The sequence below is a fragment of the Amycolatopsis speibonae genome (genome assembly GCF_042647925.1).
Classification (GTDB): domain Bacteria; phylum Actinomycetota; class Actinomycetes; order Mycobacteriales; family Pseudonocardiaceae; genus Amycolatopsis; species Amycolatopsis speibonae.
On record NZ_JBHRWK010000022.1, the window covers coordinates 151,896 to 166,608 of the forward strand.

The following is a 14,713-nucleotide window of genomic DNA, read 5'->3' on the forward strand; positions in this document are numbered from 1 at the left end:
CGTGCTGCCGCTCGGTTTCCTCGTGGTGTTCTTCGCCTGGCCGGTCGCGGCGATCGTCGGCCGCGGCTTCGGGGCGGGTGGCGTCGGCACCGCCATCGGCGACCCGCTGACCTGGAAGCTCGCCGGATTCACCGTCGCCAGCGCCGGTGTTTCGACGATCGTCGCGGTGGTCGCGGGACTGCCGGTCGCGTTCCTGCTCGCGCGGGTGAAGCTGCCGGGTGTCTCGCTGGTCCGGACGCTCGTGCTGGTGCCGTTCGTGCTGCCGACCGTCGTGGTCGGCCTGGCGTTCCGCGCGCTCTGGCCCGACGGCGGGCTGCTGCCCCTGGTGCTGGCCAACGCCTTCTTCAACATCGCCGTCGTCGCGCGCACGGTTTCCGGGCTGTGGAGCCATCTCGACCCGCGCACCGTGGACGCGGCGCGAGCGCTCGGCGCGTCTCCGTGGCGTGCCTTCCGTTCGGTGACGCTGCCCGCGCTCGCGCCCGCCATCGCGTCCTCGGCCGCGGTGGTGTTCCTGTTCTGTGCCACCAGTTTCGGGGTCGTGCTCATTCTCGGCGGGGCGAAGTACCGCACTCTGGAGACCGAGATCTACCTGCGCACGGTCGAACTGCTCGACCTCTCCGGAGCGGCCGCGCTGTCGCTGGTGCAGTTCGCCGCCGTCGTCGCGGCGCTCGTCGTCGGCGCGCTGGCGAGACGGCGCCGGGAGAACGCGGTGCGCCTGCGTTCGGGCAGCGAGACCGCGCGGCGGCCGAGGGGCGGCGAGTGGTGGGCCGTGGCCGCCGGGCTCGCGGTGATCGCGCTCCTGATGACGCCGATCGTGGCGCTGCTCGTCGAATCCGTGTCCACTTCGGATGGTTGGAGTCTCGCCGGGTACGAAGCGCTCGCCGGCCAGGGATCCCGTGGCGCGCTGCAGGTTTCGGGCTGGGACGCGGCGTCGATGTCGCTGCGGACGGCGTTCGACGCCACGATGCTCGCGATGATCATCGGGGTGCTGGCCTCGGTCGTGCTGGTCGCGTTGCGCCGCACGCCGGGCAGGCTGGCGCGGGGCATGGGCGAGACGATGGACGCCGCGCTGATGCTGCCGCTGGGCGTGTCCGCGGTGACCGTCGGTTTCGGCTATCTCGTCACGCTCGACGCGCTTCCTGGTGACCTGCGGACGTCGCCGCTGCTGGTGCCGCTCGCGCAGGCGCTGGTGATCATCCCGCTGATCGTGCGGATGGTGCTGCCGGTCCTGCGGTCGGTCGACGTCCGGCTGCGGCAGGCCGCGTCGACCCTCGGCGCGAGCCCCGGCCGGGTGTGGCGCGAGATCGACCTCCCGCTGACGGCGCGTTCGCTGGTCGCGGCGGCCGGATTCGGTTACGTGGTCGCGCTCGGCGAGTTCGGCGCGACGAGCTTCCTGGCCAGGCCGGACGCGCCGACGCTGCCGGTCGCCGTCGCGACGCTGATTTCACGGCCGGGCGAGCTGAACAACCAGATGGCCTACGCGGCCTGCGCGCTGCTCATGATCGTGACCGTGGTGGCGGTGGTGCTGATCGACCGGTTCGGCGCGGTCCGCGGGCAGAATTCGGTAGGGGAGTTCTAGTGTCGCTGTCGGTACGGGACCTGACCGTCCACTATGGATCCTTCGCGGCCGTGAAGGACGCCCGGCTGGACATCGCCGACGGCGAGGTGCTGGCGCTGCTCGGCCCGTCCGGTTCGGGGAAGTCGACACTGCTGCGGGCGATCACCGGACTGGAGCCGCTGACGTCGGGCACCGTGCGGTGGGACGGCGAGGATCTCTCCGGCGTCCCGGTGCACCGGCGGGAATTCGGCCTGGTCTTCCAGGACGGGCAGCTGTTCCCGCACCAGGACGTCGCCTCGAACATCGCGTTCGGCCTGCGGATGCACGACGTCCCGCGCGCCGAGCACGTGGAGCGGGTCCGGGCGCTGCTCGACCTCGTCGGGCTCGCTGGTTACGAGCGGCGGCGGGTGACCGAGCTGTCCGGCGGGCAGGCGCAGCGGGTGGCGCTGGCCCGCGCGCTGGCGCCGGAGCCGCGGTTGCTGCTGCTGGACGAACCACTGTCCGGTTTGGACGCCGGACTGCGGGAGCAGCTGGCGATCGACCTCGCGGCCTTGTTGCGGCGCAGCAAGATCACCGCGCTGCTGGTCACGCACGATCAGGAGGAGGCGTTCACGCTCGCCGACCGGGTCGCCGTCCTCGACGACGGCGAGATCCGGCAGGAGGGCGCGGTGCGCCGCGTCTGGCGGCAGCCGGTGGACGAGGACGTGGCGCGGTTCCTCGGCGTGACCACGTTCGTCGACGGTGAGGCGTCCGGCGGTGTGGTGCGGAGTGCGCTCGGTGAGGTCGCGCTGCCCGACGTCGAGGACGGCGCGGTGCGGCTGGGGCTGCGGCCACACGGTCTGCGGGTTTCCTTGGACGGCGTCGAAGGCGAGGTGACGGCGGTGGTGCACCGGCGAGAGCACGTCCGCCTCGTGGTCGCGATCGACGGCCTGTCCACTGTGGACGCCGTCGCGCCGGTAACCGCCGATCTGCGCCCCGGTGACACCGTGCGGCTCGCTCTGGACCCGGACGGCGTCGCCCTCCTCGGCGACTGACGCGTTTCGTCCTCTGAATGCGGTACTTGCGTGTGCAACTACCGCATTCAGAGGACGAAACGCGGGGTCAGCCGTCGCGCGTGGTCAGGCGCGAGTAGGCGATCGAGAGCCCGATGACGATGTAGCAAGCGGCGCGCAGCGCGCCCTCGCCGAGCAGCGTCGTGTCCAGCGGATCCATCAGCACCGAGGCCGGCGCCATCGACCAGTCCTTGTTGAGGAGGAATGGATGCAGCCACGAGACCGCGTCCAGGAAGCCGAGAATGGTGAACACGATCGTCCCGGCCAGCACCGAGGCCACCACCAGCATCGGATGCTCGGTGAACGACGAGATCGCGAGCGCGACCGCGCCGACCGCCCACAGCTGCAGGGTGATCCACAGGGCCACGACCAGGAGCCTGCCCAGCGCGTCCCAGACGCTCAGCGTCGAACCGGTGAGGGTGAACATCGAGTCGGTTCCGCTGATGATCAGCCCGGTGACGAACCCGGTGAACGTCATGGCCAGTACCGCGAGCACCGAAACCGTCGCGACGCCGAACGCCTTGATCGCGAGCAGCCTGCCCCTGCCGACAGGGGCGATCAGCCAGCCTCGCAGCGTTCCGTGCGCCGCCTCGCCGGCGATCGCGTCCGCCCCGGCCATCGCCGAAGCGAGCGGCAGGAGCAGCGCCAGTGTCATGGTCAGCGCCGCGACCGGCAGCACGAAACCGTTGTTCATCGCGGAGGCGAGCAGCGCGCCGTCCCCTCCGCCGCCACCACCGTTCGACTCCGCGGGGTCGACCAAGGTCAGCGCGACGCCGATCACGATCGGGATCAGCGCGAGCAGTCCCAGCACGGCCAGCGTGCGGGGCCGCCGGAAGATCCAGCGCAGTTCGGCGCGATACAACCGGAGCAGGCCGACGCTGTCCCGCCCGGTCCGTGCCGCGGGTGCCGCGGCCAGAGCGTGGGTCACGACTCCCCCTCACCGTCTACAGTGGACTCCGGCTGGGTCAGCCGGGCGAACAGGTCTTCCAGGCCGGTGCGCGCCCGCGCCGCCTCGTGCACGGCCACCCCCGCGGTCACCAGATGGCGCAGCACGTCGGGAGCTTCGGCCGCGGTGAGGTCCACGCGGACGCCGTCCGGCGTGAGCCTGCTGCCGATCCTGTTCTCCCGCAACGTTTCCACCGCGAGCTCGGCGTCGGGCGTCCGCACCAGCAGTGCCGCGTTCCCCGACTCCAGCAGTTCCGTGAGCTCGCCCTGGGCGATCACGTTCCCCGACTGGAGCACCGCGACGTGGGTGCAGGTCGCCTCGACCTCGGCCAGCAGATGCGACGACACCAGCACGGTGACGCCGTCGGCGTGCAGTTCACCGATGATCCGGCGGATCTCCCTGGTACCGGCCGGATCGAGGCCGTTCGTCGGCTCGTCGAGCACGACCATCCGCCGCGGCACGAGCAGCGCGCTCGCCAGCCCCATCCGCTGCTTCATGCCCAGCGAGTACCCCTTGTAGCGCCGGGTCGAGGCGTCGGTCAGGCCGACGCGCTCAAGCGCCGCGTCGACCGCACCGGGGATCCCGGCCGAGGCCAGCCTCGGTTCGGCCGCCGCCACGCGCATCAGGTTCTCCCGCCCGGAGAGAAAAGGGTGGAAGCCCGGTCCTTCGACCAGTGCGCCGACGTCGGGCAGCGCGTGCGCCGCCTCGTCGGGCATCCGCTTGCCGAAGAGTTCGACCTCGCCCTCGGTGGGTCGCACGAGGCCGAGCAGCATCCGGATGGTCGTCGTCTTACCCGAACCGTTGGGGCCGAGCATCCCCAGCACGGCGCCTTCGGGAACGTCGAGATCGACGTGGTCAACGGCCACCGTGCGGCCGTAGACCTTGCGCAGGCCCCTGGTGCGGGCCGCCATGGGTACCGCCGGAGCGGACGCCTCCTGAGAGGCGTCCGTCCCGGCTTCGAACGTGGTGGTCACTTCGCGGCCAATGCCTCGAAGAGGACCTGCTCCGGCACCGCGCCGATGGCGTAGCGGCCGTCGTCGGTCAGCACACCGCTGCCGACCTTGGTGGTCACCAGCCAGCCGCTGCCCCACGCGCCGCTGACCGGCTTGGCGAACCGCGAAAGCAGCGCCTTCGGGTCGACCTGACGGCCTTCCTCGTCCTTCGCGCTACCGGCCTTGGCCAGCGCGTCGGCCGGGATCTTGCCGATGATCGCGGTGTCCCAGCCGTCGCCGACGACCTTGACCTCGGACTTCGCCTGCTCGGCGAGCTCGCGGTTCTTCGGGTCGACCTCGGCGGTCTTCTCGGTCACCTTCGCGCCCTTCGGCGGGGTGAACTCGAAGTTCGACGCGGGCTGGTTCGCGAAGTTGATCTCGCTGAACGAGACCTCCAGTGCCGGGGAGGCGGTGCCGTTGGCCAGCACCGTCAGCCGCAGCGGCATCCGGGTCTGTTCGTCGATCGCGACGCGGATCTCACGCAGGAGCGTCCGCTCGGCCGGCTTCGGGGTCAGCACCAGTTCGTACGCCGAACGGTTCGCCACCGAGGACGTCCCGTCGACGGCGATCGTGCTGCTCTCCCGCACCTTGCCGAGCAGTTCCGAAGCCACTGTCGCCGGGTCGACGGCCTGGCCCTCGGCCTTGTTCTGGTGCTCCTTGGCCAGGTCGGCCGGGATGGTCACCTTGTTCGCGGAGTTGTCCTTGGAGTTGTACTCCCAGACGGTCTGGCCGTTCCGGACGATGGTCTGCTGGCTGGAGCCCTCGGTGAGCGACACCTTGCTCTTGCCCGCGCCGTCGGTCGAGATCTGCGCCGAGTCGATGTTCAGCGCGGACGCGCCGGGCAGCGTGCTGCCGATCTGCGGCAGGCCGAGGTCGTTGTCGACCTTGACCTTCCCGTCGAACGCCGCCGGCTTCGCGTTGAGCGTCGACTGCACCAGCTCTTCGGCGCTGATCTGCGGCAGCACCGGGGCGTCACCCGCGGTGGCCGGCATCGCGACGACGGCGAGCCCGCCGACACCGAGCGCGGTCCCCACCACCGCCGCGGTGATGGCCTTCCTCTTCGGATCCATGCTGTCTCTCCCTGGTTCCCCGAACCCCAGTGTGCTCGGGTCTTGGCGACAACGCTTCCCCGGAAACGCTGAGATACCACTCAGACTCCGCCGTCCGAGCTGAGATGGCGCTGAGAGCTCGCGCGTGAGCTGGTGAAAGCGTGAATGATGAAGGACGTGAAACCTCGAGTACTGGTGGTCGACGACGAGCCCGGCGTCCGCAAGGCGTTGCAGCGGGGGCTGCGCGCCGAGGACATGGACGTGGTCACGGCGGCCGACGGGCCCAGCGGACTGCGGCTCGCGCAGACGGGCTCCTTCGACGTCGTCCTGCTCGACATCATGCTTCCGGGTCTTTCCGGCTACCGCGTGCTCGAACGGCTGCGGGCGCTCGGCGTCACCACGCCGGTGCTGATGATCTCCGCGAAGGACGGCGAGGTCGACCAGGCGGACGGCCTCGACCTCGGCGCCGACGGCTACCTCGTGAAGCCGTTCTCGTTCGTCGTCCTGGTCGCGCAGGTGCGCGCGGTGCTGCGGCGGGCGTCGCCGGACGCGATCCGCGGACCGCTGCGGATCGGCGCGCTCGAAGTCGACCGGAGCCTGCGGCAGGTCCGCTACGACGGCATCGAGGTGTCGTTCAGCCCCCGCGAGTTCGCGCTGCTGGAGGTGCTGGCGGGCCGCGCCGGAACGGTGGTCACCAAGGACGAGCTGTTGCGCGCCGTCTGGGGTGACGAGCAGGCCGCGACCCGCAACGTCGTCGAGGTCTACGTCGGCTACGTGCGGCGCAAACTCGACGCCGTCGGCGCCGGCGCGCTGGTCCGGACCGTGCGCGGGCACGGCTACCTGGCCTCGGACGCGCAGCTCGACGAAGTGATCGCCCCGGCGGGACAGGGGTGATCGGCTCACCGTCTTGGTGGCGCCGCCGATCGCTCCAGGTCCGGATCACCCTGCTCGCGGCCGCGGTCACGCTCGGTTTCCTGCTCGGGCTCGCGGCGGTCGCCGGGGACAACCTCCAGCCGCTGCTCATCGGCTCGGTCGACGACGAGCTGAGCGCCCAGCTGGAGATCGCGAAGGCCGACGTCTCCGCCGGGCGGCCGCCGACGGCCTCGGCGGTCACCGTCCGCGTCCTCGACACCGGCGGCGGCCCGGTCGACGGCCTGCCCGCCGCGAACCTCGGCGCCGCGGACGTCCGCGCGCTGAAGGCGGGCGAACCGGTCACGACCGGTGGTGAGCACAGCTGGCGCTGGGTCGGCACCGTGATCACCGCCCCCGACGGGCAGCAGCGGCTCGTCGCCGCCGGCGCCGGTCTGGTCGGCTTCGCCACCGCCGTGCACTCCGGTGGGCTGTGGCTGTTCGTGGTCGCGTCGGTCGGCGCGGTGGGGGCCGGGATCGCGACGTGGCTGCTGGTGCGGTTCGCGCTGCGGCCGGTGGCGCGGATGCGCGGTTCTGTGCGGGCGCTCCCGCCGGGCGCGCGGCTGCCGTTGCCGGATTCGCACGACGAACTCCGCGCGCTGGCCGAGGAGTTCAACGCCCTGCTGGCCCGGCAGGAGGAGGGCGCCGGTCGGCTGCGGCGGTTCACCGGGGACGCCGCGCACGAGCTCCGCTCGCCGGTCGCGTCGATCCGCGTCCAGGCCGAGGTCGCCGTCGCCAACCCCGATCCCGACCTCTCCCAGGAGACGCTTTCCGACATCCTGGAGGAGGCGGAGCGGCTTTCCGCGCTGCTCGACGGGCTGCTGGCGCTGGCGAGGTCGGACGCGGGGGAGGTCCCGCCCGCCGAACCGGTCGAGCTGGTGAGCGAGGTGCGGGCCGCGGTCGCGCGGATGCCCGCCGACGCGCCGGACGTCCGGGTGACCGGCACGGTCGGGACGGCGTGGGCGCTGGCGACGCACGCCGAGGTCGAACTGGTGCTGAGCAATCTGCTGCGCAACGCCTGCCGGTACGCGCGCGGCGAGATCGTGGTGTCGGTGCTCGCGTCGCGGTCCACCGTGCGGGTGGTGGTCGACGACGACGGGCCGGGTATCGCGCCGGAGCACCGGGAGCGTGTCTTCGACCGGTTCTACCGCGTTTCCGACTCGCGGGCGCGGTCCTCCGGCGGCACCGGGCTGGGACTGGCGATGGTCGCGGAGGCCGTCCGGCGGCGCGGGGGCCGGGTCCGCGTCGGTGAGTCACCCGATGGCGGGGCGCGCTTCCAGATCGTCTGGCAGGCGGCCCGGCCCGGCCTGGCTGATCGGTCTGGCTAGGGTGTGCCGCGTGGTGATCGTGGGTGCCGCCATCGTGCGGAACGGACAGCTGCTGGCGCAGCAGCGGGCTTGGCCCGCCGACCACGCCGGGCAGTGGGAGCTGCCGGGCGGGCGGGTCGAAGACGGAGAAAGCGACGAGGCCGCTTTGGCGCGTGAATGCCTGGAGGAGCTGGACGTCGCCGTGACAGTCGGGGGCAGGGTCGGTGACGACGTCCCGCTGCCGAACGGGAGGGTGCTGCGGATCTACGCCGCTTCGCTGGTCAGCGCGGGGGACGAGCCGCGGGCGGTGGAGCACAAGGACGTCCGGTGGATCACCGCGCGCGACCTCGACGACCTCGACTGGCTGCCCGCCGACCGCGTCCTCCTGCCCGCCCTGCACACCCTGCTCGCAAGTCCGTGAAGGCCTCCTTCCCTACCCTCAAAGTAGGGAAGGAGGCCTTCACGGACCTTCAGCCGGCACCGATGAGGCGCAGTGCGGACTGGAGCCGGTGCTCGCCGCGCTCCGCGGCCCGGACGGCACCCGCCTTCCGGACCCGCTCCAGCTCACCGGGGTCGGCCAGCAGCGCGAGCGCGCGTTCCCGGACCGGCCTCAGCTCCTCGATGAGCGCCTCGGCGACAGCCTCTTTGACCTGGCCGTAGGAGTCGAACCGGTCGGCGAGGTCCTCGGGCTTCTCCCGGGTGCACGCCGCGAGGATGTCCAGCAGGTTCGCCATCCCGGGCCGGGCTTCGGGCGCGTAGGCCGGCTTCGAGCCTCCGTCGGTCTTCGCGCGTTTGACCTTCCGTCTGACCTGGTCCGCCTCGTCGAGGACGAAGACGACCCCGGCCTCCTCCCGCGTCGACTTCGACATCTTGCGCGTCGGCTCGGCGAGGTCCATGACCCGCGCTCCGGCGGGCGGCAGCACCGCCTTCGGCATGGTGAACACGTCGCCGTAGGTGGAGTTGAACCGCTTGGCCAGCGTCCTCGCCAGTTCGACGTGCTGCCGCTGGTCCTCGCCGACCGGGACCTCGTCCGCGCCCTGCAGCAGGATGTCCGCCGCCATCAGCACCGGGTAGGTCAGCAGGGACAGCCGGACCCCGGCGCGGCCCTTCGACTTCTCCTTGAACTGGATCATCCTGGCGGCCTCGCCGTAGTTGCAGGTGCACTCGAGGACCCAGTTGAGGGCGCCCAGCTCGCGGGCGAGGTCGGACTGCACGAACACGCGGTCCGGCTCGATCCCGGCCGCGATCAGCACGGCCAGCTGTTCCGACGCCATCGAACGCAGCTTCGCCGGATTGTGCGAGTTCGTCATGGCGTGCAGGTCGGAGACGAAGTACAGGTCGTCCGGCCCGCCCTCGTCCGCCCAGCGCCGGATGGCCCCCAGGTGGTTCCCGACGTGGACATGGCCGGACGGGGTGATCCCGGACAACCTGATCATCTGCCTTCTTCCTTCCGGATTCGGGCCGCCCCAGGGTCCGGGCACGAAAAAGGCCGCCCGGTGGGGCGGCCTGGTGGTGCGCTCGTCTGGTTCAGCGCAGGACTTCGGGGCCGCCGGAGGGCGGCCACCACGAAGCGTTCTGCGGGCGCATGCGGTCCACCCTACAGAGTGTCCCGCGTTTCGTCCTCCGGATGCGGTAGTTCGGCGTCGAACTTGCGCATCCAGAGGACGAAACGCGGGATGATTTCACTCATTCCGGGCACGGCGCGTCAACAATTCGTATCGGCTGATCCAGTACGCCCGTCACATTGAAGATCCGGGTCTACCTTCATCTCATGTATGTCGTGCTGCTGACCTATACCGCCCCTATCGAAGAAATCGACTACGTGCTCCCGGATCACGCCGACTGGCTGACCAAGCAGTACGAGCACGGCAATTTCCTCGCCTCCGGAAGGCGCAATCCGCGCATCGGCGGCGTCATCATCACCAGGCCCATGGCCAGGGGAAAGCTGGACGCGATCCTCGCGACGGACCCCTTCTCGGTCAAGCACATGGCCGGCTACGAGGTGATCGAGTTCTCGCCGACCCGGACCGCGCCGGAACTGCGGTTGATCAACGAAGCGGTGGTGCACTGACGATCATTGCCGATGACGCGGTCAAGCCGCTTTCGCGATCTTCGTTTTCGCCTTTTTCAGGGCGAGAACGGGACATTTGCCGCATCGTGATTTCGAGCGGCAGCATTTCTTCTTGACCTTGCCGGACTTCATCCATTTGCGCACGAGCTTGTGCGGGTCGTCGGGTAATTTCTTGCCCACTCGCGCTCCTTGTCGGACTACGTCGGCGACGCCTCACACATTAGGTGAGGCTAACCGATCTTGGGGCGTGGGGGTGCTCACAGTTCGGCTACAGGTACGCTGGTGTGGTCCGCGTATGGCCAAAGTCGGCCGACGTTACTCGATCGCGTGAGGTGAAGCGATCGGGGAGGCGCGGGCACCATACCCGCACTTGAAACCTTTGGAGCCTTCGCGTGCCCGCAGCCAGCGCCACCGCAGTCGATGCCGGCCGCTCGTCCGGCAAGACCCGGCCCGACCTGCGCAACGTCGCCATCGTCGCACACGTCGACCACGGCAAGACGACCCTCGTCGACGCCATGCTCCGGCAGTCCGGTGCCTTCGAGGAGCGCGCCGAACTCGTCGACCGCGTGATGGACTCCGGAGAGCTCGAGCGGGAAAAGGGCATCACCATTCTCGCGAAGAACACCTCCATCCACCGCGAGACCGAGAACGGCCCGGTGACGATCAACGTCATCGACACCCCCGGTCACGCCGACTTCGGCGGCGAGGTCGAACGCGGCCTGGCCATGGTCGACGGCGTCGTCCTGCTGGTGGACGCCAGCGAGGGCCCGCTTCCGCAGACCCGGTTCGTGCTCCGCAAAACCCTCGAAGCCGGCCTGCCGGTGATCCTGGTCGTCAACAAGACCGACCGCCCCGACGCCCGGATCTCCGAGGTCGTCGAGGAGACCCACGACCTGCTGCTCGACCTGGCGGGTGACATCGAGGACGCCGACCTCGACGCGATCCTCGACCTGCCGGTCGTGTTCGCCTCCGCGCGGTCCGGCAAGGCGAGCCTCGAGCAGCCCGCCGACGGCGCGGTGCCCGAGAGCGAGAACCTCGACCCGCTGTTCGAGACCCTGCTGCGTCACGTGCCGCCGCCCTTCGCGGACCGCGAAGGCCCGCTGCGCGCGCTGGTCACCAACCTCGACGCCTCGAACTTCCTCGGCCGGATCGCGCTGATCCGCATCCACTCCGGCAACCTGCGCAAGGGCCAGACCGTGGCCTGGATGCGTGAGGACGGCAGTATCCAGAACGTCCGGATCTCCGAGCTGCTGGTCACCGAGGCGCTCACCCGCGTCCCGGCGACCGAGGCCAGCGCGGGCGAACTGGTCGCCATCGCCGGCATCCCCGACATCACCATCGGCGACACGCTGGCCGACGTCGAGAACCCCGAGGCGCTGCCCCGGATCGCCGTCGACGAGCCCGCCATCTCGATGACCATCGGTGTCAACACCTCGCCGCTGGCCGGCCGCAGCGGCGGCGACAAGGTCACCGCGCGCCTGGTCAAGACCCGGCTGGACCAGGAACTGATCGGTAACGTCAGCATCAAGGTGCTGCCGACCGAGCGCCCCGACACCTGGGAGGTCCAGGGCCGTGGCGAGCTGGCGCTGGCGATCCTCGTCGAGCAGATGCGCCGAGAGGGCTTCGAGCTGACCGTCGGCAAGCCGCAGGTGGTCACCCGCATGATCGACGGCAAGCTGCACGAGCCGTTCGAGCGCCTGTCGATCGACTCCCCGGAGGAGTACCTCGGCAGCATCACGCAGCTGCTGGCCGCCCGCAAGGGCCGCATGGAGCACATGGGCGGGCACGGCTCGGGCCGGATCAAGCTCGACTACGTCCTCCCGGCGCGCGGCCTGATCGGCTTCCGCACCGACTTCCTCACCGAGACCCGCGGCACCGGGATCGCGAACCACGTGTTCGAGGGCTACTTCCCGTGGGCGGGCGAGATCCGCACCCGCCACTCGGGTTCCTTGGTCGCCGACCGCTCGGGCCCCATCACCGCGTACGCGATGATCCAGCTCGCCGACCGCGGCACCTTCTTCGTGGAGCCGGGCGCCGAGGTGTACGAGGGCATGGTCGTCGGTGAGAACCCGCGCGCCGAGGACCTCGACATCAACATCACCAAGGAGAAGAAGCTGACCAACATGCGTCAGTCCTCCGCCGACGTGATGGAGACCCTGGCCCGCCCGCGCAAGATGGGCCTGGAGGAGGCGCTGGAGTTCTGCTCCGTCGACGAGTGCGTCGAGGTCGCCCCCGACGTCGTCCGGATCCGCAAGGTCACGCTGGACGTCAACCAGCGCGCCAAGGAGCGCAACCGCAACAAGAACCGCGGCTGATCTCCTCAGTGAACGCCGAAGGGCGCCTACTCACTTACTGTGAGTAGGCGCCCTTCGGCGTTTCCGGCGGTATTGATGGTCACGCACCGTATTCGATCGAGTGTTCCTGGTGAGAAGGAGTCCTTTCTCGACAATTCCGCCGGGAAAGTCGTTCTCCTTTTTGGACGGTGTTCACAACGCCGGAACGGGTTCACCCCAAGGCGCGAGTGCGGTGACGCGCAGCGTCCCGAGAACGTGGATCAGAGCCGCCGCGAAACAAAAGATCCAAAATGCGTCCGGATTGGACTCTCGATCGCGATCGTTTCCGTCGTCAATCGTCCGGTGGTGAACATTCCGGTCCGCCGTTCCGGAATGTTCCGGGGCGCGGAACCCATTGCCGAGCGGGCTCGTTTCGGTGGGGGCCGAAAAGTGTCGGCGGGGGGAGGAACCCCGGGGGCCTCCCGGACGTCCACCGGAGGAGGGCGGCATCCGGTCGGGCGACGACCGGGCCGATATGGGAATCTCGCAGCCAAGGCCATGACCGGCGTGATAGCTCTATGGCGACGGGGCGAGGGACAAAGCAGGAGGATTCAGGCGTGCGGTCATCGAACACAGCGGCGCCCATGCTGGCGTGCGCGGCCGTGCTCCTCGCCGCCTGCAGCAACACCCCGCCCCCGCCGGTGGTCAGCTCCTCTGCCTCGCCGGTGAGCACCTCGACCACGAAGACGCCTTCGCAGGTCGTCGTGGGTGTCGACGACGTTCTCGGCGGCTACAACCCGCACAACCTCGCCGACGCCTCCCAGGTGACGTCGGCGCTCTCGCAGCTGCTGCTCCCGTCGGTGTTCCGCCCGAAGGACGACGGCAGCTTCGAGCTGGACAAGAGCCTGATGAAGTCCGCCGAGGTCATCTCGCAGCAGCCGTTCACGGTCGCGTACACGATCCGGCCGGACGCCTCCTGGTCCGACAGCGCGCCGATCGCCGCCGAGGACTTCGCGTACCTCCGCGAGGCGATGCGTGACCAGCCCGGCGTCATCGGCGCCGCGGGCTACCGGCTGATCTCGGATATCCAGTCGCGGGAAGGCGGCAAGCGGGTCGAGGTCACCTTCGGCAAGCCGTACCCGGGCTGGCAGACGCTCTTCAACGACCTGCTTCCCGCCCACCTGCTCAAGGATGCCCCGAGCGGCTGGCAGGGCGCGCTGGCGACGACGTTCCCCGCCGTCGCCGGGCCGTACTCGATCAAGGGCCTCGACACGGCGCGCGGAGAGGTCGTCCTGGAGCGCAACGAGCGCTACTGGGAGAAACCCTCCGCCCTCGACCGGATCGTGCTCCGTGCGGCCGATGAGGACGGCACGCTGGCCGCTCTGCGCAGCGGCAACGACCAGTTCGCGATGACCAGGACCGGCGGCACCGGTCTCAAGCGGCTCGGCGAGCTCGGTTCCGCCGTCCAGCTGCATACGGTCGCCCGGCCCACGGTCGCGCAGATCCTCCTGCGGCCGGTGAGCCCGACACTTTCGGATCCCAAGGTGCGCGAAGGCGTCACCGCGCTGATCGACCGCGGCAAGCTGATCACCGAGGCGGCGAAGGGCGGGCCGTCGGACAAGCTCCACGCCGACGCCCAGGTCCGCGTCCCGTCGGCCACCGGCTTCCAGCCGACCATCCCGGCCCCCGGCCCGCCGTCGGCGGCGGATCCGGCCAGGGGAGAGGAACTGCTCAAATCCGCCGGGTACACCAAGGAAGCCGGGACCTGGCGCAAGAACGGGAAGAACCTTTCGCTGGTCGTCGCCTCGCCCGCCAAGCAGGAGCCGTACGCGACGATCGCCAAGGAGCTGACGGCGCAACTGGTGGCCGCGGGGATCGAGGTCAACGCGATCGCGCCGCAGCCGAGGGAGCTGTTCTCGACGCTGCTGGCGATGCCGGTGCTCAATGGGATCCAGCAGACGACGCCGGAAGGCGCGGGCAACGTCGGCATCGACATCGCGGTGATCGGCCAGGTCACCGGGGGTGCGGACGTCGCGTCGGTGCTGGCGTCCACCTTCGGCTGCCGCCCCGATCAGCTCGCCGACAAGACCAAGGCCGTCGTCCCGGGGAACCCGCTGGGCTTCTGCGACCCGGCCCTGCAGCCGTCGATCGACGCCGCCCTGACCGGGACCACGCCGGTCGCCGACACGCTTTCGACCCTGGAACCGGAATTGTGGCGTCGGAATGTTGCCATTCCGTTGTTCCAGCTGGCCGATACCCTGGCCATCGGCTCTGGTATTTCCGGAGTAACCGCTGGTCCTCCTATGGTGGGCCCTTTCGGGTCGGCGGTGAACTGGACGCGGGGTCCGAAGTAGCCGATTCGAGTCCAAGTCCGCCCCTGGAGGGTGACCTTTCTCGGCACGTTCGAGTGGCGGACTGATTCCTCAAGGTAACCACTGTATTTCTTGATGTCAGCCGCAAGTTACCCTTTGGTCACGATCGCCCCGTAACTGGTGACTGTTAGTGCATTTCCTTTCTAGCGTGCACCCGCAGTGCGCCAAATGAGTGTTGCTTGGC

General features: G+C 69.9%; 13 protein-coding genes. 8 read left to right on the forward strand and 5 right to left on the reverse strand.

The window, feature by feature from the left end; all coding sequences use genetic code 11:
* Nucleotide 1: 1 nt before the first annotated feature.
* Nucleotides 2-1,579, forward strand: a complete 1,578-nt coding sequence (locus ACFOSH_RS16705) for an ABC transporter permease (protein WP_378239969.1) — start codon at nucleotides 2-4, stop codon at nucleotides 1,577-1,579.
* A complete protein-coding gene (locus ACFOSH_RS16710) occupies nucleotides 1,579-2,592 on the forward strand; it encodes an ABC transporter ATP-binding protein (protein ID WP_378239826.1) in 1,014 nt (337 codons plus the stop codon). The genes ACFOSH_RS16705 and ACFOSH_RS16710 overlap by 1 nt, the downstream gene beginning before the upstream one ends.
* Before the next feature lie 67 nt (nucleotides 2,593-2,659).
* Here ACFOSH_RS16710 and ACFOSH_RS16715 read toward each other — a convergent pair whose 3' ends face one another.
* From ACFOSH_RS16715 to ACFOSH_RS16725, 3 genes are read right to left on the reverse strand one after another with little or no spacing between them, the layout of a single operon-like run.
* Nucleotides 2,660-3,538: an ABC transporter permease gene (locus ACFOSH_RS16715; protein ID WP_378239827.1), complete on the reverse strand. Its 879-nt coding sequence runs from the start codon at nucleotides 3,536-3,538 to the stop codon at nucleotides 2,660-2,662.
* Nucleotides 3,535-4,530 carry an ABC transporter ATP-binding protein gene (locus ACFOSH_RS16720; RefSeq protein ID WP_378239828.1) on the reverse strand — a complete coding sequence of 332 codons (996 nt, stop codon included), beginning with the start codon at nucleotides 4,528-4,530 and terminating at the stop codon, nucleotides 3,535-3,537. The genes ACFOSH_RS16715 and ACFOSH_RS16720 overlap by 4 nt, the downstream gene beginning before the upstream one ends.
* Nucleotides 4,527-5,618 carry a LolA family protein gene (locus ACFOSH_RS16725; protein ID WP_378239829.1) on the reverse strand — a complete coding sequence of 364 codons (1,092 nt, stop codon included), beginning with the start codon at nucleotides 5,616-5,618 and terminating at the stop codon, nucleotides 4,527-4,529. The genes ACFOSH_RS16720 and ACFOSH_RS16725 overlap by 4 nt, the downstream gene beginning before the upstream one ends.
* A 144-nt stretch (nucleotides 5,619-5,762) precedes the next feature.
* Here ACFOSH_RS16725 and ACFOSH_RS16730 point away from each other — a divergent pair, with 144 nt between their 5' ends.
* From ACFOSH_RS16730 to ACFOSH_RS16740, 3 genes are read left to right on the forward strand one after another with little or no spacing between them, the layout of a single operon-like run.
* Entirely contained in the window at nucleotides 5,763-6,491 is a 729-nt protein-coding gene (locus ACFOSH_RS16730; protein ID WP_378239830.1) for a response regulator transcription factor, read from the forward strand.
* The gene (locus ACFOSH_RS16735) at nucleotides 6,488-7,834 is read left to right on the forward strand and encodes an ATP-binding protein (RefSeq protein ID WP_378239831.1); all 1,347 of its coding nucleotides are present in this window, start codon (nucleotides 6,488-6,490) and stop codon (nucleotides 7,832-7,834) included. The genes ACFOSH_RS16730 and ACFOSH_RS16735 overlap by 4 nt, the downstream gene beginning before the upstream one ends.
* 10 nt (nucleotides 7,835-7,844) lie before the next feature.
* The gene (locus ACFOSH_RS16740) at nucleotides 7,845-8,234 is read left to right on the forward strand and encodes a (deoxy)nucleoside triphosphate pyrophosphohydrolase (protein ID WP_378239832.1); all 390 of its coding nucleotides are present in this window, start codon (nucleotides 7,845-7,847) and stop codon (nucleotides 8,232-8,234) included.
* A 49-nt stretch (nucleotides 8,235-8,283) separates the two neighbouring features.
* Here ACFOSH_RS16740 and trpS read toward each other — a convergent pair whose 3' ends face one another.
* Nucleotides 8,284-9,249, reverse strand: coding sequence for a tryptophan--tRNA ligase (gene trpS, locus ACFOSH_RS16745; protein ID WP_378239834.1), 966 nt, complete (start codon nucleotides 9,247-9,249; stop codon nucleotides 8,284-8,286).
* Nucleotides 9,250-9,584: 335 nt separating this feature from the next.
* Here trpS and ACFOSH_RS16750 point away from each other — a divergent pair, with 335 nt between their 5' ends.
* Nucleotides 9,585-9,884 carry a YciI family protein gene (locus tag ACFOSH_RS16750; RefSeq protein ID WP_378239835.1) on the forward strand — a complete coding sequence of 100 codons (300 nt, stop codon included), beginning with the start codon at nucleotides 9,585-9,587 and terminating at the stop codon, nucleotides 9,882-9,884.
* A 21-nt stretch (nucleotides 9,885-9,905) separates the two neighbouring features.
* On the opposite strand, the gene ACFOSH_RS16755 is transcribed toward ACFOSH_RS16750, so the two are convergent.
* Nucleotides 9,906-10,064 (reverse strand): hypothetical protein, encoded by a 159-nt coding sequence (locus tag ACFOSH_RS16755; RefSeq protein WP_007028942.1) that lies wholly within the window; start codon nucleotides 10,062-10,064, stop codon nucleotides 9,906-9,908.
* A 212-nt stretch (nucleotides 10,065-10,276) separates the two neighbouring features.
* Between ACFOSH_RS16755 and typA the strand changes: the two genes are divergently transcribed.
* Nucleotides 10,277-12,199, forward strand: a complete 1,923-nt coding sequence (gene typA, locus ACFOSH_RS16760; protein WP_378239837.1) for a translational GTPase TypA — start codon at nucleotides 10,277-10,279, stop codon at nucleotides 12,197-12,199.
* A gap of 602 nt (nucleotides 12,200-12,801) precedes the next feature.
* Nucleotides 12,802-14,511, forward strand: a complete 1,710-nt coding sequence (locus tag ACFOSH_RS16765) for an ABC transporter family substrate-binding protein (protein WP_378239970.1) — start codon at nucleotides 12,802-12,804, stop codon at nucleotides 14,509-14,511.
* Nucleotides 14,512-14,713 lie beyond the last annotated feature (202 nt).